At 64.0% G+C, this 24,046-nt stretch carries 22 protein-coding genes; 15 read left to right on the top strand and 7 right to left on the bottom strand.

Annotation, left to right across the window (positions count from 1 at the left end):
- Positions 1 to 47 precede the first annotated feature (47 nt).
- The 7 genes from RT460_RS09045 (at position 48) to RT460_RS09015 (ending at position 8,224) form a co-directional block, all read left to right on the top strand.
- Positions 48 to 935 (top strand): hypothetical protein, encoded by an 888-nt coding sequence (locus RT460_RS09045; RefSeq protein ID WP_313318523.1) that lies wholly within the window; start codon positions 48 to 50, stop codon positions 933 to 935.
- A 101-nt stretch (positions 936 to 1,036) separates the two neighbouring features.
- Positions 1,037 to 2,863: a peptidoglycan-binding protein gene (locus tag RT460_RS09040; protein ID WP_313318522.1), complete on the top strand. Its 1,827-nt coding sequence runs from the start codon at positions 1,037 to 1,039 to the stop codon at positions 2,861 to 2,863.
- A gap of 157 nt (positions 2,864 to 3,020) precedes the next feature.
- Complete coding sequence (locus tag RT460_RS09035; RefSeq protein ID WP_313318521.1) at positions 3,021 to 3,368, top strand: hypothetical protein; 348 nt, start codon at positions 3,021 to 3,023, stop codon at positions 3,366 to 3,368.
- Between the two features lie 648 nt (positions 3,369 to 4,016).
- A complete protein-coding gene (locus tag RT460_RS09030; RefSeq protein WP_313318519.1) occupies positions 4,017 to 4,556 on the top strand; it encodes a hypothetical protein in 540 nt (179 codons plus the stop codon).
- Positions 4,553 to 7,264, top strand: coding sequence for a hypothetical protein (locus RT460_RS09025; protein WP_313318517.1), 2,712 nt, complete (start codon positions 4,553 to 4,555; stop codon positions 7,262 to 7,264). Before RT460_RS09030 ends, RT460_RS09025 begins: the two co-directional genes overlap by 4 nt.
- A gap of 185 nt (positions 7,265 to 7,449) precedes the next feature.
- Complete coding sequence (locus tag RT460_RS09020; RefSeq protein ID WP_313318515.1) at positions 7,450 to 7,650, top strand: hypothetical protein; 201 nt, start codon at positions 7,450 to 7,452, stop codon at positions 7,648 to 7,650.
- Positions 7,651 to 7,726: 76 nt separating this feature from the next.
- A complete protein-coding gene (locus RT460_RS09015; RefSeq protein ID WP_313318513.1) occupies positions 7,727 to 8,224 on the top strand; it encodes a hypothetical protein in 498 nt (165 codons plus the stop codon).
- A gap of 11 nt (positions 8,225 to 8,235) precedes the next feature.
- On the opposite strand, the gene RT460_RS09010 is transcribed toward RT460_RS09015, so the two are convergent.
- Entirely contained in the window at positions 8,236 to 8,595 is a 360-nt protein-coding gene (locus RT460_RS09010) for a BON domain-containing protein (RefSeq protein WP_313318512.1), read from the bottom strand.
- A gap of 228 nt (positions 8,596 to 8,823) precedes the next feature.
- Between RT460_RS09010 and RT460_RS09005 the strand changes: the two genes are divergently transcribed.
- Entirely contained in the window at positions 8,824 to 9,012 is a 189-nt protein-coding gene (locus RT460_RS09005) for a hypothetical protein (protein ID WP_313318563.1), read from the top strand.
- A 63-nt stretch (positions 9,013 to 9,075) separates the two neighbouring features.
- Here the strand turns inward: RT460_RS09005 and RT460_RS09000 are convergent, their stop codons facing one another.
- The 5 genes from RT460_RS09000 to RT460_RS08980 all read right to left on the bottom strand — a co-directional run bounded on the left by RT460_RS09000 (position 9,076) and on the right by RT460_RS08980 (position 16,179).
- Positions 9,076 to 9,423 (bottom strand): RcnB family protein, encoded by a 348-nt coding sequence (locus RT460_RS09000; RefSeq protein ID WP_313318511.1) that lies wholly within the window; start codon positions 9,421 to 9,423, stop codon positions 9,076 to 9,078.
- 114 nt (positions 9,424 to 9,537) lie between these two features.
- Positions 9,538 to 11,178, bottom strand: coding sequence for an alkaline phosphatase D family protein (locus tag RT460_RS08995; protein WP_313318510.1), 1,641 nt, complete (start codon positions 11,176 to 11,178; stop codon positions 9,538 to 9,540).
- A gap of 159 nt (positions 11,179 to 11,337) precedes the next feature.
- The gene (locus RT460_RS08990) at positions 11,338 to 14,346 is read right to left on the bottom strand and encodes a TonB-dependent receptor (protein ID WP_313318508.1); all 3,009 of its coding nucleotides are present in this window, start codon (positions 14,344 to 14,346) and stop codon (positions 11,338 to 11,340) included.
- Between the two features lie 296 nt (positions 14,347 to 14,642).
- Entirely contained in the window at positions 14,643 to 15,794 is a 1,152-nt protein-coding gene (locus RT460_RS08985) for a hypothetical protein (RefSeq protein WP_313318507.1), read from the bottom strand.
- Positions 15,795 to 15,903: 109 nt separating this feature from the next.
- Positions 15,904 to 16,179, bottom strand: a complete 276-nt coding sequence (locus tag RT460_RS08980; protein ID WP_313318506.1) for a hypothetical protein — start codon at positions 16,177 to 16,179, stop codon at positions 15,904 to 15,906.
- A gap of 60 nt (positions 16,180 to 16,239) precedes the next feature.
- On the opposite strand from RT460_RS08980, the gene RT460_RS08975 reads away from it, so the two are divergent.
- From RT460_RS08975 to hemC, 7 genes are all read left to right on the top strand, one after another.
- Positions 16,240 to 16,470, top strand: a complete 231-nt coding sequence (locus RT460_RS08975) for a hypothetical protein (protein WP_313318505.1) — start codon at positions 16,240 to 16,242, stop codon at positions 16,468 to 16,470.
- A 102-nt stretch (positions 16,471 to 16,572) separates the two neighbouring features.
- On the top strand, positions 16,573 to 17,502 hold the full coding sequence (locus RT460_RS08970; protein WP_313318502.1) for a CorA family divalent cation transporter: 930 nt from the start codon (positions 16,573 to 16,575) through the stop codon (positions 17,500 to 17,502).
- Positions 17,503 to 17,569: 67 nt separating this feature from the next.
- Positions 17,570 to 17,890, top strand: coding sequence for a DUF3817 domain-containing protein (locus tag RT460_RS08965; RefSeq protein ID WP_313318501.1), 321 nt, complete (start codon positions 17,570 to 17,572; stop codon positions 17,888 to 17,890).
- Positions 17,891 to 18,381: 491 nt separating this feature from the next.
- A complete protein-coding gene (gene mdoH / locus RT460_RS08960) occupies positions 18,382 to 20,301 on the top strand; it encodes a glucans biosynthesis glucosyltransferase MdoH (protein ID WP_313318500.1) in 1,920 nt (639 codons plus the stop codon).
- A 113-nt stretch (positions 20,302 to 20,414) separates the two neighbouring features.
- Positions 20,415 to 21,080: an alpha/beta hydrolase gene (locus RT460_RS08955; RefSeq protein ID WP_313318561.1), complete on the top strand. Its 666-nt coding sequence runs from the start codon at positions 20,415 to 20,417 to the stop codon at positions 21,078 to 21,080.
- Positions 21,081 to 21,151: 71 nt separating this feature from the next.
- Complete coding sequence (locus RT460_RS08950; RefSeq protein WP_313318499.1) at positions 21,152 to 21,919, top strand: LytTR family DNA-binding domain-containing protein; 768 nt, start codon at positions 21,152 to 21,154, stop codon at positions 21,917 to 21,919.
- 31 nt (positions 21,920 to 21,950) lie between these two features.
- The gene (gene hemC, locus RT460_RS08945; RefSeq protein WP_313318498.1) at positions 21,951 to 22,859 is read left to right on the top strand and encodes a hydroxymethylbilane synthase; all 909 of its coding nucleotides are present in this window, start codon (positions 21,951 to 21,953) and stop codon (positions 22,857 to 22,859) included.
- 342 nt (positions 22,860 to 23,201) lie between these two features.
- Here the strand turns inward: hemC and RT460_RS08940 are convergent, their stop codons facing one another.
- Positions 23,202 to 23,993, bottom strand: a complete 792-nt coding sequence (locus RT460_RS08940) for a DUF481 domain-containing protein (protein ID WP_313318496.1) — start codon at positions 23,991 to 23,993, stop codon at positions 23,202 to 23,204.
- Between the last annotated feature and the right edge of the window lie 53 nt (positions 23,994 to 24,046).

The raw sequence follows: 24,046 nt of genomic DNA, 5'->3' as shown, positions 1-24,046 counted from the left end.
GCAGCGGGACTGTCGAATTCGTTCGCACGATGCCTTGAGGAACTTGCATGAAACATTCAAAGACGACGATGGCGGTACTGCTGGCACTGGCCTTGGCTGGCTGCAGTCAGCAGGGCAGCACCGGGACCGCACAAACGCCTGCGGCCGCTGGCGCCCCCACCGTTGCCGAACAATCAAAGGACGCAGGTATGACCGATCTGAAACCACCATCCGCCGACAGTGTTCTGTACGTCATCTATCAGCGTGATGGTGATGGTGCCGTCAGCTACGAGATCGACGGTGGGGCGATGGTGAGCTACTGGTATGGCTATCCGTTCGATCTGAAGGGCCGTCACTATTTCACCGGCTTTGCCACCAGCACGGCGGGCGAGGACAGCGAAGACGGGGAGGGCGAAATGATGGAGCCCGGCCATGTCGCCATCGCGCAGGCCACGTTCGTGAAGGCGGAGGACGCCGGCAAGCCTACCTGGTCACAGGTGGATACCGATGGCTACGTCGGCGAGTTCGGCCAGAACGACCAACCGGATGCGATTGATGACACCCGCAAGCCGCTGTCGCAGGAAACTGCCGATGGCAGGTTGCTGCTGGCATTGCCGACCCGGCGTTTCGACGACGGCGTGGCGCAGGCATCGTATGCAATGTTCCTGTTCGATCCCGACAATGTTGACGACCTGTCCTTCCGCAAGTGGGGCTACCTGGGGTCGGTGCTGGCAGGCAGTGACAACGCTGCGGCCTGTGATGAAGGCAAGGTAATGCCCTGTGCGGCCAGTACTGGCACCTTGTCGTTCGAAGCGCCTGGTCAGGGAGGTCTACCCAATGTGAAGATCGCGCTGGCAGGGAAAGAAATTTCCGCGCCCGGAAAAACCCGTGATCTTGGCGCCGAAGATGCGCTAACCTATCGCTTCGACACGAAGGAAGGGCGCTACCTGCCCTGAATCCACTTTCGAGTTGACCGCTCTGTAATTGACTCAAGGATTGAGTCCGGTTGACGTCCTGCGGCCCACCCCGCGGCCGCACTTCACCTGAGGAGCCAACGATGGCCAATCCCACCGACAGAGCCGCTGTACTCGACATCATTGAACGCCAGGCGGATCGCAGCAATATTCCGCGAGAAGACTTCCTGCGTTTTGCCTATATCGAAACCGGCGGCAAGTTCAATGCCAATGCCCATAACACCGACAGCGGTGCCAAGGGCCTGTTCCAGTTCATTCCCGGTACCGCCAAGGCCTATGGCCTGGCTGGTCGCGAGTTCGATCCCGAAGCAAATACCGCAGCTGCAGCTTCGTTGTACGAAGGCAACCGCAGGCAGATCGTTGCAAGGCACGATCAGACCGGCCGGCCTTTCCTGTCCGGCGCCGAGAACCCGAATGGCCTGGACATGTACCTGGCGCACCAGCAGGGTGCAGCGGGTTACGGCTCCATCCAGAGCGCGATCGCTACCGGCAATTTTTCGCTGGGCAGCACGCGCGGCAACATCATGGGCAACATCAGTTCGCGTGACTTCGAACAGATCACCGGTCACCCCTACAGCACGGTCCGCGGCATGGATGATCGTGAGCTGGCAACGTCGTTCACCCAATACTGGAACACGAAGTATTCGGCGATCTCCATCCCCGACCGTGGCATCACCGCGAGCGCGGCCCTGCCGGGCCAGCGCGATGCGTTGGCCGATGGGGTGCTGCAGCGTGGCGAACGTGGCAACGATGTACGTGCCCTGCAGGAATCGCTGAATCAGCTGGGTTTCCGTGACGCACAGGGTGGCTCGCTGGAAACCAACAGCGCCATCTACGGCCAGCGCACCGCCGAGGCCGTGAGGAGCTTCCAGCAGGCCAACGGACTGGAGCCGACCGGCAAGGCCGACGAGCGCACGCGCGAGGCGCTTACCGCGCAGCAGGGCCGCCCGGCCGCTGAGCGCAACCAGCCCGCCGAGCCGCAGGCGCGTGCCAACGGCGGGGCAACATGGCCGGCGCCCGGCAATGACCAGATCAACCGCGCCGACAAGCCGCGCGAAGGCCACGGCGAGTTCGGCACGGCGCGCAGTGGCGGCCGTACCCACGGTGGCATCGATATCCAGGGCAATGTAGGTGACCCTATCGTTGCTTTTGCCGGCGGCAAGGTCACGGTGTCGCCCAACAATGGCGCCGCCGGCAACACGGTGCGCATCACCCATGACGACGGATCGGTCACCAAGTACTTCCATCTGCGCGATTTCTCGGTGCGTAATGGTGAGCGGGTCGAGGCCGGTGAGCAGATCGGTACGATGGGGCGCAGCGGCAATACGCCTGCCAAGGGCGACACCCACCTGCACTTCGAGTTGTGGCGTGATGGTCGCAAGATCGATCCGCTACCTGAATTGCGTGCTGCTGAACGTGGTGGCGACGGCGCGCGGCCGGCACCGGCCAGCAGCGGCGTGTTGCGGTCGGGCGCGAACGGCGCGGAGGTGAAGGCGCTGCAGGAACAGCTCAATCAGTTGGGCTACAAGGGGGCCGATGGCAAGCCGTTGGAAACCCGCAGCGGAACCTTCGGCCCGCAGACCGAGCATGCCTTGCGCAGCTTCCAGCAAGACCGTGGCATTGGTGTGGATGGCGCGTTCGGCAAGCAGTCGCGTGAGGCGATGACGCAGCAACTGCGCGCCGGTGGTGCGTCAACGCATGGCCAGCAAGAGGGCGGCGAAGGGCAGTCCTCCTTCGTTGATCGCATGTTGAACGCGGCGCGCAATGCGGATGTGTCCGGCATCCAGAAGACGATCGAGGATTACGCCTCGACGCTCAAGAGCCAGTGGGACAAGCAGGTTCAGCAGAATCAGCAGGTCCAGCAGGCGACGCCGGACGCCGCCAAGCCCAGCACGGATCCGCAACGTTGAGTTCGACCCTGCCGGCCCACTGCTGGCAGGGATTGGAAAGGCCTTGCCGGTGCATGGACTGCATCGGCAAGGGGCAACGGCCGCATTGTCGGCGCTTCACTTGACCACCACCGCAGCAAATGGAAGCGGCGCGATGATGCGCTGAAGAGGAAACACCATGAAAACCATGTTCAAGATCGGCTCGATCGCCTTGATGCTGCTCAGCTTTGGCGCGGCAGCGCAGTCCGGCAACGGCCTTAGCTACCGTGACGGCGATCCGTTCCTGTTCTGCACCAAGGGACAGGATCCAGTGAAGGAACCTTTGCCCTGTTGGACGCCGGTGGATCATATTCGCACCTACATGCGGATGCCCTACTGCCAACCAGAGGATCCTTATGGCAAGCCATGGACCACTGACGACTACAAGTCGTTGCAGGAGTACCTGACTATTTGTCCGCAGGCAGAGAGGTCGGGCGATTGGGAAGGTCCTGGTATTCCTGAAACCAGTCCTTCCCGCTGGCATTGAAACGCTGGGTGAGCAGTGTCGTCGCGGTGCGCTGTTCCACGTTTTCCTGGCGGTGGAGACGATAGTCTGGGTGTATACCCGCGGCGGTATGCACCCAGACTTGCAACTGGCGACAAACTGCGCCATTGCGTTGCGGTTACCGTTGTCGGCTGAGGACGTGGTTCCTGAGATTGTCCCTGGACGCCTCGTTTGTCAGATCAGCGAAGTAGTACGGCATGGTGTTGGATTTTGAACCCCATAACCCACTGCGTCTGGTCGGGTGTTAGGACTCGGTTGCCGCGTGCTGGGCATGCAGCGGTGAGCGGTTCTGCCAGCGCCGGATTTCTATTCCCGATCTTCATTGGGGACGAGCACATCAGTGGACTGGCCGTGTTCGGTTGCGACAACAAGGGATTGATGGATGAGCGCCCCCCTGTGGCCATCAAGGGGTGATGTTGGTGGTGCAGGTGCAGGTGCAGGCGTAGCCGGACCAAGCATCTGCTTGCCGACGATGACGGTGACTGTCTGTTTCTGCAGAATGACGGCCGCCTTGCTGTTGGGGAGTCACCCCCAAGGGCTTGAACGTTTTGCCATCTTCATTACGGCGAGCAGGAAGCATGTGCGACAACTCCTTCCTACCTGTAAACAACCATCTGCGAGACCCCGGCAATGCCTTTGAACTTTGAGCCCCATCTGGATTCGGCGGTCGACAACAGCAACGGATTGTGGATACCGCAGCCGCAGATGGTGCCTGCTTCGCCGCCGGAAGACCCAAGCCACAACGAGTATCGCTATGCGATCTACCGTGGTGAGGAGCGCATAGCCGGTATCGGGTGTTTTGGTGCTGACCTGCAGGTGCTCTCAGCGGGCCGTCGTGAGCGTGTTTTCACGCTGGATCTTGGCCGGGACTGGGTGCTGGATGCGGTGCTGGAGTTGAAGCAGACGCTCAATAGCGACGAGTCCGACTTCGAGTTCCTGCGAGGCCTGGCCGAAGGCCTGGTATCGGTTTTCGAGAACCGCTCCCGTGTTGCCTACGACCTGCGGTACGTGGCGACTACACGGACAGCGCTGCTGATGGAGCGTGGCATCGCGGTGCCTGCGGGTGCTGCAGTTTCGGCAAGCACGGACATCGACCTGCAGGGCGCGGGTGATCTGGTGCTTGCGCAGGTCCGCATCCCGGCACGTGGAAGCGGCGAGGTGGGCGCATGACCGACTTCGTCTTTGACGACTATGCGCGCACAACATTGTCGGCAGCAACCAATGTCGCCGATGGTAAGCCGCTGACACCGGCGCAGATAGACCAGGTCATCGGCTACCTGAAATCGCCCGGTTCGGGTCCGGATGGAACGTCGAGCTATGCGGACTACCTTGCCCGGCAGATGCGGGCAAACCCGCCAAGGCTGCCTGCCAACATGGACTACGTCGGCTTTTCCGGCGTAGACGGCAAGGGCGTGTCGAACTTCCAGAATGCGGAGACGTATATAGGCGATGTCGGCAAGAAGGCCGGCATCATCGGTGATACGCCTTGGGGCCGCTTCATCAACGAGCTGGGCACGGAGTCTGCAGCGCGAACCGAGTTCAGGGTGGTGGAAGGCAAGTTCCAGCATTTCATGGAACTTCATGGCTACGAGCCGCGCGCAGCGAACTACGCCGGCGCGCTGCAGGACATGATGTGGAATGCCGGTAGCCCGGAATACTTCGAGAATGCGATTGCTGCCCGTCGTCCGATCGTGGCATTCGTCGAGAATGCACCGCCGGGGCGTGGCTTCAGCAACTTCGAGCTGAGCACCGCGCTCAAACACCCGGACGCGGTAATCAACGGCTATCCGGTACGCGCCTTTGGCAATGACCCGTTGGCCTTTGCCAGTCAGTCCGCCGCCGAGTTCCAGCAGCTGGAGCGAAGCATCGCCCAGGCCGCAAGCAGCAACAGCGGGAAGATCATCAGCGTGCAGCAGGTGCGCGCCAACCTGTCGTTGATCGAGGGCTATGACGCGGTTGGCAGGACCTTGTTCAACCAACCGGTGGACGCATTCAAGGCGCTCAGCTTCGATGAGATGGCGACTGCCCGCTCCGCGTGGAGCGCAGCCCGTGGCGGGCTGGCCCCGGGCCTGTTGGTGGAGCCGCCCGGCACGTCGTCGCGTATGGCCGGCGAGCCCGGTGCGCCGCGCGGGCCACCGGCGGTGGAACCGCCGCAACTGACCGGCGCCAAAGCCGCGGCGGAGGCCGCACCGGATGCGATGCTGGCACGGGGCCTGAGTCCCAGTGGCCGGATGATGCTCAAGGGGGCCGGCGCGGCTGGCATCGCGCTGATGGCCTATGACTTCGCCAGCAGCGGACACAAGGTGATCGAGCTGCGCGGGCAGGGTAACGACATGGGCGCCGAATCCACCGCCACCCATTTTGTCGGTCGCAACGTGGGCGGCGTTGCCGGCGGTGTGGCAGCCGGTTTTGGCTATGGCTTGCTGGTGGGCTCGGAGACAGGGCCGGGCGCGATCATCACCGGTATTGGCGGCGGCATTGTCGGCGCCTATTTTGGCGAGCGCTGGGCGCAGGCGCGCGACAACGACAAGGTGTTCAAGCAGACCGACGGCAACGGGGTGGAGTGGGCGCGTGACCCCGACGACCCGCAGGGCAGGTGGCTGCGGTCGGCGGCCACCGAGCAGATCAAGCTGGCGCCGGTGCCGCAGGCGCCCACGGCCGGGGCCGAGGTGGCCGTCAGCCCACGCCTGGACAGCGATGGTGATGCTGTGTTCCGTGAGACGCGCTACGTGGCATCGGGCAACCTGGCGCGGCAATTGAACTATCAATCTGCCAACGCGTCCTACGCGCTTGGCCTGGCCAACCCGGCCGACAGCCAGAACCCCTATCGCCTGCCAAGCAAGGAGGCCGACGTGGATGCCTACGTGCGTGATGCGCAGGCAGGCTCCTGGTCGGCGCTGCATTCCATGCCGATGGAGCATGGAATGAAGCACGAATGGACCACGCCGGTGACAGCGCAGAAGGCGGACGAACTGCAGCGCGCCTCGGACCTGATCGTGGCGCAGAACGCAGCCAATTCACCGGCGGCGGTGGCCGCGCGGTACCAGGTGGCCTACGACCAGTTTGGTTGGCACCGCGATGGGCCGGTGCCGGAGGCGATCCAGCATGCGGCCGCCAGTGCCGGCACCCTGCGCGCTTCCGATGGCGATACCTATACCCGTGGTGCGGACCGTGAGTGGACCCACGACGGCTGGCTCTACGACAGCAAGGCCACGGGCAATGTCCGCGCCGAGCTGGACGCCGTTTACCAGAGCCAGCAGGCCGGCGTGGCCGACATGCAGGCCATCGCGCAGTATGCGCGCGAGCATCCGCAGCCCGAGCAGGACAGCATGCGCGGTTTGATTGCCGACCTCTATAAAACAGCCGGCGTGCCACGTACCGACGCGGAACTGGACGCGGCGATGGCAGCGGTACAACGCGATCATGCACGCGATGGCCTGGGCCAGCGCAGCTATTCACTGGAATTGATGCCGGATCCGGCAACCAATACCTACAACGCGAACAGCCCGATTGCGAGCTACGCCAGCGACGAGGACGGCCAGATGGTGCTGACCAGCATGACCACCGGCGAGGAAATGCGCCAGGTCGCGCCGGCTGCTGGCGAGCCCAGCGTTGCGCCCCCCGCGCAAGCTGGCCAGTCCACGGATCAGGCCGGTTTGGCACCGTCTTCCAGCTCGGCGGCGGGCCGGTTCATCAATGACTACACGGCGGCGCTTGAACGGGGGGACTTTGCGCAGATTCAGGCCTTGACCGCTGCCTATGCCCAGAGTTCGCAGTTTGCCCAGAACGCTGCACAGGCATCGCAGGCGCAAGGCAATTCGGCTGAGGTCGATCAGCCGCGTAGCCCCGCGGTGCAGGGCCCGGCCCTCGGCGGTTGAGTGCAGGCAGGTTGAGCAGGCCGCAGCCCGCATCACCGCTACGCCGCCAAACCTGATGCGGTGGCCAGCGCTTGCGTTGGCCAACGGCTCAGCTTTGTGTCCCTTCCACTACGGAACTGCCACGTCCTGCTAACCCGCAGCGCCGTAGCCTGATCCTGCGGCCCACTGCCGCAGTGGAGGTTGCAATGATCAGCAAGCAGACCCAGAACAACATGCACAAGGGTGAACAGGCGAAGCCGCAGGGCAACGCCGCCGACCAGGCGCGCAATGCAAATCCGTCGCGCCAGGCATCACGCGGTGAACCCAGTCACCAGAAAGACATGCATGATCAGAAAATGCTGGATGAGCGCGAGCAGGACAATCGTGGTCACGGCAACAAACATTGAGTGAGGCGACGACGCTGCAGGGCTGCTGCGTGCGGCAGCCCTGTTCCGCACCCCGTTTCACGACAGGAGGTGCTGAATGAAGATGCGCCATGTCTACAGTTCCGCAGGTCTGCAATTGGCTCAGCAAGCCGTTGAGGCCGCGCGCTTCGCCGGTGTGCACGACGACGATATTCTTCTGGTTGCACGCTCGGAGGTGGAAAAGTACGCCATCGAGGACAATCGCAAGCTCGCCGACACCGATCTGGTATCAGCGACGGCACGCGGTGCCGGCGTAGGTGCGGCGACCGGTTTGCTGGCCGGTCTGGTGGCGGTGGCGGTGCCTCCCTTGGGCATCACCCTGGCAGGTGCGGCGGCAATTGGTCTGGCGGGCGCAATGGTAGGCAGCCTGTCCTCGGCCTTGCTCGGTGCGACTGTTCCTGATCCCGTGCGCCAGCAATTTGAAGATGAGATCAACGCCGGCAACATTCTTGTGGTGCTGGATGCGGAGGCGACGGTCCTGGATGCGGCAGGTGACGCACTGACAGCGTTGGGGTTGCGCTATATGCCTTACGAGGCACCGACTGCGCTGAGTTAGGCAAGGCGTGTTCAGTGCTGCGTGTCGCCCACACTCAGCCCGCTGTCGTCGACACTGATCACGCCTTCCACGTTAGCGGCCACGTTCACCGCGCGGTCGACGTCTGCCTGGGTGGGCAGCGTGCCGCTGAGTCTCACCATGCCGCCACGTGTATCCACGTGGATTTCCCGCTGGCTGCTGTCGCTTGCGGCGGACAGCTTCTGCTTGATGGTGGTGCTTATCCAGCCATCACTGCCCGGTTGGTTGGCGGTATCGGCCTGCTGCAGGAGCACGTTGTCGCGAGGTGGCATTGCCGTGGCAACCCCGACAGGGGTGCAGGCGGGAACAATGGCTGCCAACAGCACGAAGGCAGGCAAATGCAGGCGTTTCATCACGTTGCTCCTTCGGTGGAACCGCATCACTCAGGTGCAATCCCAGCCTACGGAACCGCGTGTTACGCGCACGCAGGACGAATGTTAGTGGCAGGGGAATCCGCGTATTCAACCAGGTGAGTCAAATTGCAACGATGACGCCAGTGTCTGCATGCCGGAACGGAAACTGCACGCTTCGCTTACGCGTATAGCCCTAGTTTGATTGAGTTCCACAGTCAGGAGATCGCCATGACACGCGGCGACAAGAGTGCGTATACCGATAAGCAGATGCGTCAGGCCGAACACATCGAGCAAAGCGAGCGCAAAGCGGGCCGCTCCAAGAGGGATGCGGAGCGCATCGCGTGGGCAACCGTGAACAAGCAGGACGGTGGCGGCAAGAAGTCCGGTGCGGGCCGGGCCAACCGCTCCAGGCACTAGCCAAAAAGCAGAACGGCCCCGCCTGCCGGATCGCCGGTGGACGGGGCCGGGATGGCGTGCGGATCAGCGATGCAGTGCGTCGATGATCAACCCGGTAGCGATCTCCACCAGCAGGTAATCGGTGTCGGACTGGCGTACCCAGCGCTGGCCGCGCCCCGGGTCCCGCAAGCGGTAATGAGCGTAATCGTCGACCCAGTAGCGACGGTCTACGTCGGCCCACTGCATGCGCTCACCGCGACGCCAGGCTTTCTTCTGCCAGCCGGGCGGCGGCGCCTGGCGGTTGTGCGGACCACCTGCATGTGCGGGCGGCCCATTACCGCGCGCGTGGTGCGGTGGATCAGCCCATGCCGGCGCCACAGCAAGGGCGGCCGCGGTGGCCAGGGTGATGCCGAGCAGACGTGTGGTTTTCATGTTGATCTCCGTCCCTGCCGCAGCATGCGGCGTCACGGTGCGGACTCTAATCCAGCCAATGTGAATGGACGCAGAGGTCCGCAACGGGTCGCGACACGGGTTTATCATCGACGGTCAGGCCATCTTTTCGAACGCACGCCGGTCGCGCTGCACGCGCATGCGGTGCGATGCCGTGGTTGCGATACCGCGGGTCTTGATATCCTGCACGAAGGTCCACTCGCCGGTGATCTGCCCAGGGGTGATGTCCAGCAGCGCGTAGCCGCGGCGGGAGGTATCGCACCAGGCGAGCTCTGGATTGGTCGAAATGAAGGCCCGTGCCACGTCGCTGGGTGCGGCGCCCATGTTGCCTTCGATGCCACCGGAGGTGACGCCTTGCACGGCAAACTCCACACCGGCCGGATGGCCATCCTGCTGCAGTGAATAGGCCCAGGCATTGTGGCTGTCGCCAGACAGCATCACCAGATCGGCATCGGCACGTTGTGCGGCCTGCAACAAGCGCGCGCGGGCAGCGGGATAGCCGTCCCAGCGATCCATCCACATGGGCAGGCCCAGGCGCGTGCCACGGATGTTGTTGCTGAAGGCCTGTACGGTGCGTTCGCTGGCATCGCTGCGCAGCATGCGCAGCGTGTCGACGGGCATCAGGGTGCGGCCCAGGATGGTGCCCATGCCCACCAGTTGCCAGCGGCTGCGACGGGCGTTCTCGGCCATGGCCTGGTACAGCCAGTGTTCCTGTTCCAGGCCCAACATGGTCGCCGATGGGTCCTGCCAGGGACCATCGCGGAAGGCCTCCAGCGCGGCATCGGTGCCGGCCTGGTAGGCGCTTGCGATGTCCGCAGGCTGGGTGCGCCCGATCAGCCGCGACTCGGTGCGGTAGAGCGTGCCCAAGTTGCCGATCTGATAGGCCTTCCAGGGTTCTTCGGAAACCGGCATCCATTCACGGTAGGCCTGCATGGCCGCGGACTTGCGCGCGTTCCAGTCACCTTCCGTGCCGGGCTGATGATTCTGCGCACCGCCTTCCCAACTGTCGTTGGTGCTCTCGTGGTCATCCCACAGCGCCACCATGGCGGCGTTCTGATGCAGCGCCTGCAGGTCAGGATCGGCACGGTAGCAGGCAAAGCGCAGCCGGTAGTCGAGCAGCGAGATCATTTCGTGCGCGTGTGCCGGCATCACTTCGCGTTCGGCAATGCGGTCGTGCATCTTGTAGGAGGCAATGCCGTATTCGTAGATGTAGTCGCCAACATGCAGCCACAGATCCATGTCCTCGCGCTGGGCTGCATGGGCATAGGCATTGAACCAGCCCATCGGCAGGTTGGAGCAGGAGAACAACCCAAGCTTGAAGCGGGGTACGTCACCCACCGGCAAAGTGCGCGTACGTCCGGTCGGCGAGTGGCTGCCATCGGCGGCGATGAAGTGATACCAATAGGTCGTCCCGGGCTGCAGGCCGGTGACGGTCAGCTTGGTGGTCCAGTCGCGGTAGGCACCGGTGCGTACGCTGGCGCCGGAGACCACCTGGCGGAACTCGCGGTCGCTGGCGACTTCGACCTGCAGGGTGGTTTCCTGTGCGTCCCCGGGCGGTACGTAGCGCGTCCACAACAGCATTGAGTCGGGGCCAGGCTCACCGCTGGCGACGTTGTGGGTGAAGCCCTTTGCCGCCTGCACTTCGGCGGCAAGCAGGCGGCCCGTAGGGAGCAGCAGGGCGCCCAGGCCGAGGCTGGCGCCAATGATCAGACGGCGGCGGTCGATGTTGATGCTCATTGGGTGCTCCGTGGTCAGCGGGGGGCGGTCATTGGCGGGTGAAGCGGGATGGATTGGCGGGCGAGGTGGCCCTCGCCCTCTGTCCCTCTGCCGCGGCTGGAAGAGGGGCAGGGGCCTGCTTCGTTCGAGCGTGGGGTAGCCGCGTTCTTGCGCGTGGCCTCAGAAGCGGCCGCGGATGCCGAAGTTCCACATCGAGCCGTAGATCGTGTACATCTGCACGCGGCTGGGGATGTTGGAATAGATGACTTCCGGCTCGTTGAAGATATTGCGGCCGGCCAGCATCACATCGATGTTGTCGGTCAGCTTGTAGCTGGCGCTGATGTTCCACAGCTCACGTGCATCGCGGTAGAGAATGCCGTTGTTCGCCGTGGTGGGCGTATTGCTCAACGCGCTGACACGATGCTCGGACTGGTAGTTGCCGTTGATCTGGAAATCAAAGCGTCCGTAGTTGTAGCGGATGCCCCAGTTGGCGGCCTGCTTTGGAATGTTCTGGCGTGGGCCGTCCGGGTTCACCTGGGTCAGCGAGCCATACACGCTCAGGCCCTTCCATGCGCCAGGCAGGAAGGTCATCTGCTGGTTGTATTCCAGCACCACGCCCTCGTTGGTGCTGGTGCCGGGCGCGTTCTGGGCGCTGCGGAAGGTATAGCCGTCGTACGCATCCGGGTCGAAGCCGACATCTTCCGGATTGACGGTGATGCCGGTGACCTGCATGTCCTGCATGTCGAGCTTGTAGTAGGACAGGCCCAGCATGCCGGAGGGCTCCAGGTAGTACTGCAGGCTGGCGTAATACTTGGTCGAATGCTCGGGCTTGAGCTGCGCGTTGGGCACGGTGACGATCATGGTGTCGTCGTTGACCGATACGACGCCGCCGAGGTTGCCATAGTCCGGGCGCAGGATGGATTGGCTGAAAGACAACTGCCCGACCAGTTTGTCGCTGAAGTCGTACTTGACCCCGCCGCTCAGGAAAAAGTCGTCGTACTCGCCCTTGCGGGTGGTATAGCGGGCGCCGTTGTACTGGTACATCAGGCCTTCGACGGTGTTGACGTCCAGTCCGGCTTCGGTGACTTCGCTCAGCGGCCTTACGTCGGCCACGCGCGCCGCGGTGCGGGTCTTTTCGTAGCGCAGGCCCAGATCGAAGCGTGCATCACCCAAGCGGGTTTCTGCCTCGATGTAAGCCGCATCCACGTCCTCCTGGATGCGCTTGTTGTTGTCCAGTTCGCGCTTGAGGTTGCCCACCACATCCGGCGTGAAGTACTCCGGGTGATCCTTGAATATCTGGTACATGGCGTAGTTGCTGTCGGCGCGCCAGCCTTGCTGGTTCATGTTGCCTGCGCCGGTGCCGATGATTTCGAAATCGTAGTTGCCGGTCCACGGCACCGTGGCGTCGGGATCGGTCTGGCTGCCATTGGGGCCGACGTACTTGTATTGCTTGTACGAGCCCTCATTGGTGCGCCAATCGTTGCTACGGGTGCCCAGGCCGCCCATCAGGGTGACGGTGGTATCGTTGAAATCGAGGTGGCGCTTCAGGTCCAGGTTGACCCCGTACTGATCGTTGAGCGCATCGGATTCAGCAGTACGCACGTTGTAGCCGATCTCGGCGTCACGGTTGAAGTTGCTGGGGTCGTCCCACGGCCGGCCGGCGGTCTGGTTGAGTATCCAGTCGTGCGAGCTCTCCGAAGGACGGTCCAGGGTGAAGCCGATGTCGGTCAGCCAGCTGTCGGTGCGCTGGAAGAAGCCCTTGCTGTTGTCGCGGAAGTTGAACTCCGCAGAGGAGTAGCTGCCACGCAGCACGGCCTCCCAGTCCTCGCCCTTGTACTCGAGTTTGGGGGCAATCAGGTAGGCCGGCGTGCCTGCATAACGGTGCGAGTACTGGGTATGCAGGCGGGTGTTGGTACCGTTGGGATTGACCACGATGTGATTGGCATTGGAGCCCGGCGCGGCTTCGGACTTGGACGTGGTGCCGAAGATCAGGTAGGTGTACTGGTTGAAGTACTCCACGTCATACATCGAGTAGGTACTGCGCAGCGAAGCGACCAGTTCATCGGTGATCTGGTAGTCCAGGCTGAGGTTGGCGGCGGTGCGACTGGTCATCTTCGGGCCTGGCCGCCACATCACGCGGTAGGGCATCGCGCTGCCGTCAGCGCTGTAGGCATAGTCGGTCTGGATGCGGTCCTGCTGCACGTAGTTGGCGTTGTAGCTGGCGTTGAACTCCACGCCGAACCGGCCATCCATGAACACGTCGCCGAAACCGAATTGGCCGGAGGGGTAGATGGTGTCGTGCTTCTTGTCGTCCGGGAAGTACTTGCCGGACCAGTTCGAGTCGGAGGTGCCCACAGCACCGAGCTGGAACACGATGTCGCGCTTGGTGCGCTGGAACGCGTATTTGCTGCGCAGGTTGATGTTGCCGCCGGGGGCGTCGGCATCCATGGCCGCGGTCAGGGTGTTATTGAGTTCGATCGACTCGATGCCGGTGATCGACATCTGCTCGAACGAATTCTGGCGACCGGAATTGTTGTTCGACGTGGCCGTGGCCATGCGCGCGCCGTCGGTGGTGAAGGTCGAGTACTTCGGGTCCAGTCCGCCGATGCGCACGGCGGTGGCGTCGACCTCGGTGTAGTCCAGTGACAGGCCTGGCATCGACTTCATGAACTCGCCGACGTCGCCCATGGTCAGCGCACCGTAGTTGTCGGCGGCGACAACGTTCTTTGCGTTCATCGCAGCGCGACGCTCCATGATCGCGGAGGCCTGGCCGTCGCGCGATGCGGTGACCTTGATCGCATCAAGGTCGGTGGCGCCGCTGCCGGCATAGGATGGCGCCTTCAACGCAACCTCGACCGTAGCGGCTTGGCCGGCAACGATGGTGGCGTTGATGCGTTCTTCCTGCAGGCCGGTGTACTTCACCAGCAGCGTGACGTTGCCAGCGGTGAGTCCGTTGAGCTGGAAATGGCCACCTTCCTGGGTGTAGGTGACATTGCGGCTACCGTCCACACGCACTTCGGCGTTGCGAAGATACTCGCCGGTGGCAGTGTTGAGTACGCGACCACGCAGGCTGCCGCTGGCGATGCCCTGTGCTGTGGTGTCCGTAGCCTGCTGGGCCAGGGCAGTGGGCGAAAGGCAAAGCGCTGCGACGATGGCGCTGACCAGCGCCGACTTCTTCACTTCGAGCATGGATCTGTTCCGGAGAGTGTGGAGTGACCGCACACAGCGGGGGTTGCACGCTGCAAGCGGCGCCACCTTACGTCCGGACAATTACAGAAGCTTTACGTTTCAGGCGTGGAAACAGTCACGAATGAAAATGCTTTTTGCTGCTTCTGCCCGTCCAGTGCCGAAAAAATGTTCACACGCGCCCGGAGCAAGAGTGTTCGCCGCCTCACCGATGCAGGCGGCAGGGACGAATGCCACAGCCTGCATCTGTCGATCACGAGGTCCGCGCGGGCGCGGGAAGGGCAGCGGACTGTTGCTGCCTAGGGTTCCCGCGCTAAGGGTTGCTGGGCATCACCCGTCCAGCGCACCAGTTGCAGTTCGGCGCCTTGCTGCTGGCCCTGTTTGTAGTTGCGCACCAGATAGAAGCGTCCATCCCCCAGCGCCTGCAGACCTACATCGGCCTTCTGATTCCAGCCGCGGATGCCGGTGACCGGATCACGCAGTCCTGCCTCGGCCAGTGGCAGCAGCTGGCCTTGTTCCCACTGCTGCGGTGATGGGCCGGGGACACCGATCAGATCGCCGCGGCGTGGTGTGGCCTTGGCATCGACAGCGAACATCAGGTAATTGGGGAACGTGCTCTTCTTGCCTTGGTACACGCCCATCAGCCAGCGTTGTTGCGCAGGGTCGTAGGTGAGGTTCTGCACGCCGTAGCTGGTATTGCCGGTACGCACGAAGTACTTGCCATCCACTTGCTGCGGTCCACTGTGGTGCGGCGCGGCCTCCTTCAGTGGGCGAGCCAGGGCGTGCCACTGGGCAACGTCATACTGCAGCAGCACCTGGTGATCATTGTCCTCACGCGTGGTGTTGCCGTAGATGCCGTACGCCACAGTGAGCAGGGGGCCGCCATCTGCGTGGCCAAAACGCGGCCCGAATGCGACGCCATCGATACCCGAGCAGGCGTAGCGGTGATCAGGCGACGCGGTTTCGTTGCCGCGATAGCGGCCATCATCACCATCGAAGCGACCGTCGCCATTGACGTCGGCGGTATAGTCGGCCACGACTTCAGGCAGATAGACCGTGCGCATGATGTCGGTATCGGTGGCTTGCAGGCCAAGCTTGTCGATGCGGCGTACATCGATGAGCGCGACGTAGAAGGCCTGGTCCTTCTTGTATTCCAGCGAGCCATAGACCAGACCATCATCCGGATTGAAGTCCAGGTCGCCAAGGTGGCCGGTCCAGCCCTCCAGCGTACCTATCAGCGTGCCGCTGAAGTCATAGCGCGCCAGCAGGTTGGTGAAGGAGTAGTAGATGTAGCCTCCCTGTTCGTCCACGGCGATGCCCTGCACATGGCCTGCGTCCCATAATCCACCGTGCTGGGTGGTTGGCAATGCGGGCAGGGGGGCGGAAGTGACGGCAGAGGCATGGCTGGCACTGGCGGCCAGCAGCAGGTACAGGCAGGTGCGGAGCTTCATCGGGCGCTGCTGTTGCGGAACGACCGCGCAGCGTTGCAGGCCACGGTGACCAGCCGATGACAAAGGCCGCGCAGCCGGCAAGCACCCGCTGCGCAGCGACGGAAGCGGCTCAGGCTTCTTCTTCTTCCTCTTCTTCCTCTTCGTCTTCTTCTTCCTCGTCTTCGTCTTCCTCGAAGGCATCGGCTTCTTCGACGCGGGAGAAGTTGGGCAGGGTGTCAGCAAAGCTGATCTGCTTGCCGTTGGCGAGCATCGGGCGCACGGCACGCTTGCCGGCTTCCTCCACTACCGCAAAGCACACCAGCGACTGCGCACTTTCGTCACCGGCTTCGTCAAACACGGCTACCCAGCCGTCGGCGGGGATGATCTGGATGATGTTGTCTTGCATGAGCGGACTATCGGTTGAAGGAACGGCGAGCTTGCGTGAAGGCGGGCGCGTATTGCAACCGTGTCCGTGGCCGCCACCGTGCACGGCACCGCACCCACCGAGCAGCGGATGCCGGAACTGCCCCCGTTCGCACCCGACGAACGCTACCGGAACGTGCGCGGCTGCCGCGATGGGCTGCCAGTTCGCAGCTGCGTGGTGCAGGCCTTGATGGGCGTCCGGCGCAGCGACGATCGGCAGTGGTTGCGCGGGTCTGCTGCGGGCATTGCATCCCTCCAGGCAACGCCTGGGTGACGCCGGCCAGGCGCGTGGCCCAGGCCGGATGGCGTGTCATCCGGCTTTACTCCAACCGGCGCGGCGGCGACGATGAGCGCTGGCTTTCATCGGTATCCCGCCATGCTCCAGTGCCGGACTCTCGCCCATGCCGCCGATGGCGGTGCCAAGGCGTTGTGGGTGGACCTGTGCCAACCCACGCCGGATGAGTTGGCGCAGGCGTCCCAGCGCGTGGGCTTCACCATCCCGGACCGCGCCGGGATCAGCGAGATCGAGTTCAGCAGCAGGGTCCGCTTCGAAGGCGACGCACTGGTGCTGAACCTGCCGCGCTTCCAGTACGAATCCGAGCATGTGGTGGGGCCGCTGGGTTTTGTGGTCGCGCCAACCGCCCTGGTGGTCCAGCGCGAACATGCGGTTGATGCCTTTGATGGGCTGGAGGCCGAGCTGGAGCGCCAACCCTGCAAGGGACCGGCAGATCTTTTCCTGCGCATGATCGAGCATGTCGTCGATCGCCTTGCGGACCTGCTGGAATCACTGGAAAGCACGATGAGCGAGTTCTCGCGCGCCGCGTTCAACCACCGCAAGGGACGCCGCGCCTCCCGCCAGCTTGAGCAGATGTTGCAGGAGGTCGGGCAGATGGGGCGTCGCATCGGCGCGTTGCATAACACCTTGCACGGCTTGCTGCGGATGATGAACTACCTGGACGAGGCCACCCCGGACTGGTTTGGCAATGATGCTCCACGGCGTATCAAGCTGGTGGTCAAGGACCTGGCATCGTTGAGCGAGTTCGAGCAGCAGCTGGGCGACCGTAACGAATTCCTGCTCGACAGCGTGCTGGGCCTGATCAACATGGACCAGAACGAAGTGATGAAAGTGATGGCGGTGGCATCGGTGGTCGGCATCCCGCCGACGGTGCTGGTCGGGGTGTGGGGCATGAACTTCGCCCGCATGCCCGAGCTGCACTGGCACTACGGCTATCTCATCGCACTGGGCGCAGTGGCACTGAGCATCGTAGTGCCCTTGTTGTGGTTCAAGCGCCGGGGCTGGTTGTAACCCGGCTCGTCGCCCCGGTGGCAGCCCCGTACAATCGCCACTCTCTCAAGCGATGGATGGTGTGTTGATGGTTGCCAAGCCCTTGTCCCCGGCAGGAAAGCTGTTTGCTGCGGCCGCATTGATCGAAGGTGTTACCTGGGCGGGCCTGCTGGTGGGGATGCTGCTGAAACGCGGCTTGGAGATCACCGATCTTGGCGTGCGCATCTTCGGGCCGCTGCATGGTGCTGCGTTCCTGTTCTACGTCGTGGTCACGCTGTACGCGTGGGGCAAGTTGCGCTGGCCGTTGTGGGCATTGTTGCTGGCATTGGTGGCGGCCGTACCGCCGCTGGTAACGGTGCCGCTGGAGATGTGGTTCCGGCGCATCGGGCTGTTGTCGCCCCGCGTTTGATCAGACCAGGTTCAGCTCGGATTGAAGGGGGCAGCCCTCCGTGTGCAGACGAACGCCAACCTGGGTTGGCGTTCGCGCAAGCCTTGGTAGGGCGAGGGATAGCGCAGCTGTGGCCGCGACCGGGCGCAGGACTGTAAGCGTTTTCGGTGAGGTTTTTCATAACCAGTGGTGCAGAAGTGTGGCGTCCATCCGGACTGTCACGCTGCGCGGGCGCGCCGTGATGGTGGATAATCCTGCGCTGCAAACGTCGGCTTGCCTTCGCAAGCACGGCAACGATGGGACCGGTTGATCGGCAGCGGGATCGTCCATCGAGGGCGGGTACAGCCCCAGCATTTGCGACCGGTTTAAGTTGGATCGTCTAGTTTTGCCCCGCTTGTCAGCGTTCTCCCCCAAGGAATCCAGGTGCGATACAGAAGCAGTCAGTGGCACGTCAGCGCGTGCCCCCGGACGAGGTCCGGTGCACGCCGGTTGGCACCGCAACGGAGCCACCGATGAATCAGTCCCCAAGTAACGCCGCCCTGGATGCCGGTACTGCGGTACTGCCGCCGGAACAGCCGTTGGCGATGCCCGAGCAGTCCTTGCGCGAAGGCCGGCTGCACGTGCCGCGCCAGGACACCGCGCCGGCCAACATCGGCCTGCGACGTCTGTACGTGTTCGGCACGACCGCTTTGATGACCGTGCTGGCCACCTGGATGATGAGCCAGGTCCTGCTGCGCGGTGGCTTGAACGTGCTGGAAGGCTGCCTGCTGGCGCTGTTCGTGCTGTTGTTCGCCTGGGTGGCGCTGTCCTTCGTCAGCAGTCTGGCGGGCTTGCAGGCGCTGCTGCGCGGCCGCCGCAAGCTGGGCATCTTCCCCGATACGCCGTTGCCGACCCTGCGCAGCCGCACTGCGCTGCTGATGCCGACCTACAACGAAGATCCGCGCCGGATGATGGCCGGCTTGCAGGCGATCTACGAATCGGTAGCTGCCACCGGGCAGCTGGATCGCTTTGATTTCTTCGTACTCAGTGACACCACGCGTGACGCCATCGGCGACGCGGAGGAGCAGGTGTTTGCCAACCTGGTGCAGGCCACCGGTGGCAGCGAGCGCCTGTTTTACCGGCGCCGTGCCAGCAACGTGGGACGCAAGGCCGGCAATATCGCCGATTGGGTACGTCGCTTTGGCGGTGGCTACCCGCAGATGCTGATCCTGGACGCCGACAGTCTGATGACCGGCGAGGTGATCGTGCGCCTGGCCTCGGCGATGGAAAACCATCCCAATGTGGGCCTGATCCAATCCCTGCCGGCGGTGGTCAATGGCCGCACTGCCTTTGCCCGCATGCAGCAGTTCGGTGGCCGCGTGTATGGCCCGGTGATGGCCTATGGCGTGGCCTGGTGGCACGGCGCGGAGAGCAACTACTGGGGGCACAACGCGGTGATCCGCACCCGTGCCTTCGCCGAACAGGCCGGGCTGCCGGAACTGCCGGGCCGCAAGCCGTTTGGTGGCCATGTGCTGAGCCATGATTTCGTCGAGGCAGCCTTGATACGCCGTGGCGGCTGGGCCGCGCACATGGTGCCGTACATGCAGGGCAGCTATGAGGAAGGCCCGCCGACCTTGACCGACCTGTTGATCCGCGACCGCCGTTGGTGCCAGGGCAACCTGCAGCATTCCAAGGTGGTGGCCACGCCTGGCCTGCACTGGATCAACCGCGTGCACATGATGATTGGCATCGGCCATTACTTCACCGCGCCGATGTGGGCGATGCTGATGTTGATCGGCATTGCGATCCCGCTGATCCATGGCGGCATCGACCTGACCGAGACCCTGCACCTGAGGCTGTCGCCGGCTTATTACTGGCGTGGCATGGACCAGGATGGCGTGCTGTGGGTGTTCGCAGTGACCATGGCGGTGCTGCTGGCGCCCAAGGCCATGGGGTATGCGGCGATGCTGACCTCGCGCAGTGACCGGATCGGATGTGGCGGGGCCTTCCGCGCGTTGCTCTCCGTGCTGCTGGAAACCGTGCTGGCAGCGTTGATGGCACCGGTGGTGATGTACGTGCAGTCGCGCGGCGTGGCGGAGGTGCTGGCCGGCAAGGATTCCGGTTGGGATGCGCAGCAGCGGGACGATGGCAGCATTCCGCTGTCGGCCCTGCTGCGCAGCTATGGCGGCCTGAGTGTGTTCGGGCTGGTGATCGGGGCGATGGCCTATGTGGTGTCACCGCCATTGGCAGCGTGGATGGCGCCGGTGGTGATCGGCATGGCACTGGCGGTACCGGTGGTGGCCTGGACGTCGTCGCGGCGGGTGGGTGACTGGCTGCGTCGTCATCGCCTGCTGTGCATACCGGAGGAAAGCGCGCCGCCGCAGGTACTGGTGCGTGCCGCCGAACTGCGCGCCGCGGCAATGCGCAACGAGCCACCGGCAGGAGCGGCGTAAGCCGCGAAGCCAGGGCAAGGGCCGGGCGGGAATGCATTCCCTGCCTGCAAGCCGATTTCAGCCATTGAGGCCAGCAAGGGCATAATCCCGGCATGTCTTTGGGAGCAATGCAGATGTTGGAAACGGTGGAGCAGGAAACCGGCGCGTCGCCGGAGTGGGCGGTGATCTGGCTGCATGGCCTGGGTGCCGATGGCCACGACTTCGCGCCGATCGTGCCAGAGTTGGTGCGGCCGCAGTGGCCGGCGATCCGCTTCGTGTTTCCGCACGCGCCCAAGCGCCCGGTAAGCATCAACAACGGCATGCCGATGCGTGCCTGGTACGACATCGTCAGCATGGATTTCCGCAGCCGTGCCGATGCCACGGGCGTGGCCGAGTCGGTGCAGCAGGTCGAGGCGCTGATCGCACGTGAGCAGGCCCGTGGCATTCCGCTGCAGCGCATCCTGCTGGCCGGCTTCTCGCAGGGTGGAGCGATCACCTTGTCGGCCGGCCTGCAGCGGCGTGAGCCCTTGGCGGGGCTGATCGCACTGTCCACCTACCTGCCGGAAGTGGACGCAGCGGCCGCGCAATTGGTGCCGGGGGCCACCGTGCAACCGATCTTCATGGCCCACGGCAGTGCCGACCCGGTGATTCCGTTGCAGGTTGCCGAACACAGCGCGCAGGTGCTGAAGGATCTGGGCTTTGCGCTGCAGTGGCAGCGCTATCCGATGGCCCACCAGGTCTGTGCCGAGGAAATTCACGCGCTTGCCGAGTGGTTGCAGGCACGCTTTACCCAGGCGTGATCCCCGCTTCTTTGTGAGAGTGGCCGCAGTTTGCGCCGCAGCGACGGCCGCTGTGGGCGTAGGCCGCTACCATGAGGTTCTGCACAGTCCAATCCAACGAGGTCGATGCCGTGAAGGTGGTCATTGCCGACGACGAACCCCTGGCCCGTGAGCGCCTGCGCGCCTTGCTGGCCGAGCACCCGGGGGTCAGCGTGGTGGGAGAGGCCGCCAACGGCAGTGAGGCGCTGCATGCCTGTGCGCAGGCGCAGCCGGATCTGGTATTGCTGGATATCGCCATGCCGGGTGTCGATGGCCTGGAGGCGGCGCGCCACCTCGCGCAGTTCGAGCCGCGCCCGGCGGTGGTGTTCTGTACCGCCTACGACGCCCATGCCTTGTCGGCGTTCGAGGCGGCCGCGATCGATTACCTGATGAAGCCGGTGCGCGCCGAGCGGCTGGCCGCAGCGCTGGAACGCGCGCGGACCTTCATCGCAGGCCGCGGCAACCCGCCACCGGCACCCTCGACGCAACCTCGGCGCGTACTGTGTGCACGCCTGCGTGGCAGCCTGCGGCTGGTACCGGTGGAGGACATCCTCTACCTGCAGGCCGAAGAGAAGTACGTGGTGGTGCACCACCTGCGAGGCCAGGACCTGATCGAGGAATCCCTGCGTTCGCTGGAGGACGAGTTCGGTGAGCGCTTCATCCGTATCCACCGCAACTGCCTGATCGCCCGTTCGCGCCTGCAGGAGGTGCGGCGTACGCCGGCCGGGCAGGTGCAGGCCGTGCTGCGGGATGTTGCCGAGCCACTGGAGGTCAGTCGCCGCTGCGTGGCCAGCCTCAAGAGCGAGATGGAGCGTTTGTGACCTGCGCGCCGGCAACGGCGATAATGGGTCCATGAGCATCCTGCGAATCGCCACCCGAAAGAGCCCGCTTGCCCTGTGGCAGAGCGAACATGTCGCCGAACGCCTGCGCCAGGTCCACCCCGGGCTGGAGGTGCAACTGGTGCCGATGAGCACGCGGGGCGACGAAGTGCTGGACCGTTCGCTGGCGGCCATAGGCGGCAAGGGCCTGTTCCTGAAGGAACTGGAGTTGGCGATGCTGCGCGGCGAAGCCGATTGCGCGGTGCATTCGCTGAAGGATGTACCGATGGAACTGGAGGCGCCGTTCGAGTTGCCGGCGATCCTGGCCCGCGCCGACTCGGCCGATGCGTTTGTGTCCAACCGCTACGAAAACCTGGCCGCGCTGCCACAGGGGGCCTGCGTCGGCACGTCGTCGCTGCGCCGTCAGGCGCAGTTGCGGGGCCTGCGCCCGGACCTGCAGTTGCGTGATCTGCGTGGCAACGTCAATACGCGCCTTGGCAAGCTGGATGCGGGTGACTATGACGCGATCATCCTGGCCTGTGCCGGGTTGGAGCGACTGGCGCTGGGTGCGCGCATCCGCGATCGCTTGTGCGCACCGCAGTGGTTGCCGGCGCCGGCGCAAGCCGCAGTAGCCATCGAATGCCGGCAGGATGATGCGGCGACGATCAGCCTGGTCAAGGCGCTGGACGATGCGGATACGCGCGCCTGCGTGGAGGCCGAGCGGGCGATGAATCGCGCGCTGGACGGCAGCTGTCACGTTCCGGTGGCTGGGCTGGCGCAGTGGCAAGGCCAGGATCTGTGGCTGCAGGGGCTGGTGGGCGGTGTTGCCGACGGCCGTGCAGTACGTGCGCAGGCCACGGGGCCGGCCTCTGATCCAGAGGCACTGGGGCGCGAGGTCGCGCGTCAGCTGCTGGCCGCTGGTGCCGGCGAACTACTGGCCTGATCCCGCATTCCCGGTAGTGCCGAGCCATGCTCGGCAAGGGCTCTACACGCAAAGCCTCAACCCAGCTGTAGTGCCGAGCCATGCTCGGCAAGGGCTCTACACGCAAAGCCTCAACCCAGCTGTAGTGCCGAGCCATGCTCGGCAAGGGCTCTACACGTAAAGCCCTCAACCCAGCTGTAGTGCCGAGCCATGCTCGGCAGGGGCTCTACACGCAAAGCCTCAACCCAGCCGTAGTGCCGAGCCATGCTCGGCAAGGGGCATTACCGGAGATGCCTCGGCCGAGCATGGCTCGGCACTACAGAGGTGCAAGGCGCCGAGCGAGGCTCGGCACCGCAGGCTTGCTTACTTGAAGCTGTAGACCACGTTCATCGTGGTCAGCGTATCGGTCTTGCGCTTTTCTTCGGCCACGTCGCTGTTGTAACGCGCCTGCCAGCCGGCCTTCAGGGCGAAATGCTTGTTCATGCTGACCGAAACGCCGAAGTCGTTCTGGGCGAAGGTGTTGTATGAGCCCGATTCCACCAGCAGCGAATTGACCAGCTCGGTGTTCTCGGTCATGCCGAACTTGAGGTCGAACAGGCCGCGGCCGATCAGGCCGGTACGGTTTTCGTCCGTTTCGGAATTGTGGGTGCGGCGCACACCGGGGCCGATCTGGGTGTCCAGGGTCAGGCGCTCGCCATCGATCAGGCGGGTACCGTAGCCAAGACCGAAGGTGCCCAGACGATCGTAGGTGGCGAAATCGTCGCGTTCATAACGCACGGTCGCGGTGAGCTGGCGGTGCTCGCCCAGCTGCAATGCACTGCCTGCGCTACCGGTGTAGCGGTTGGCGGTGGTCTGGCGCTTGCGGCTGGTGCTGCCATCGTCGGCCGTTTCGGTGTATTCGGCACTGGAGCGCAGGCCGAACAGGTCCATGCTGTGCACCCAGTCGCCGTCGGTGTAACGCAGCTTCAAGCGGCCGTTGAAGCTTTCGGTGGAGCTGTTGCCGTGTGCTGATGCGAAGCCCAGTTCACCGCCACTGCCGCTCCAGGGCGACGTCATCGCCGCCAGGGCGGTTTCATCGGTCGGGGTTGCCTCTTCCGCCCAGGCCAGCGGGGCGCACAGCAACAACGGCAGCAACAGCGAAACACGCAGGGACATCGATATCTCCAGGAACAGGGGCGGGGATGGCTGACGCCCGATGATACCGGATG

Source organism: Stenotrophomonas sp., assembly GCF_032061965.1.
Lineage (GTDB): Bacteria > Pseudomonadota > Gammaproteobacteria > Xanthomonadales > Xanthomonadaceae > Stenotrophomonas.
Note: the sequence above shows the minus strand (reverse complement) of the source record. Positions and strands in the feature narration are given on the sequence as shown.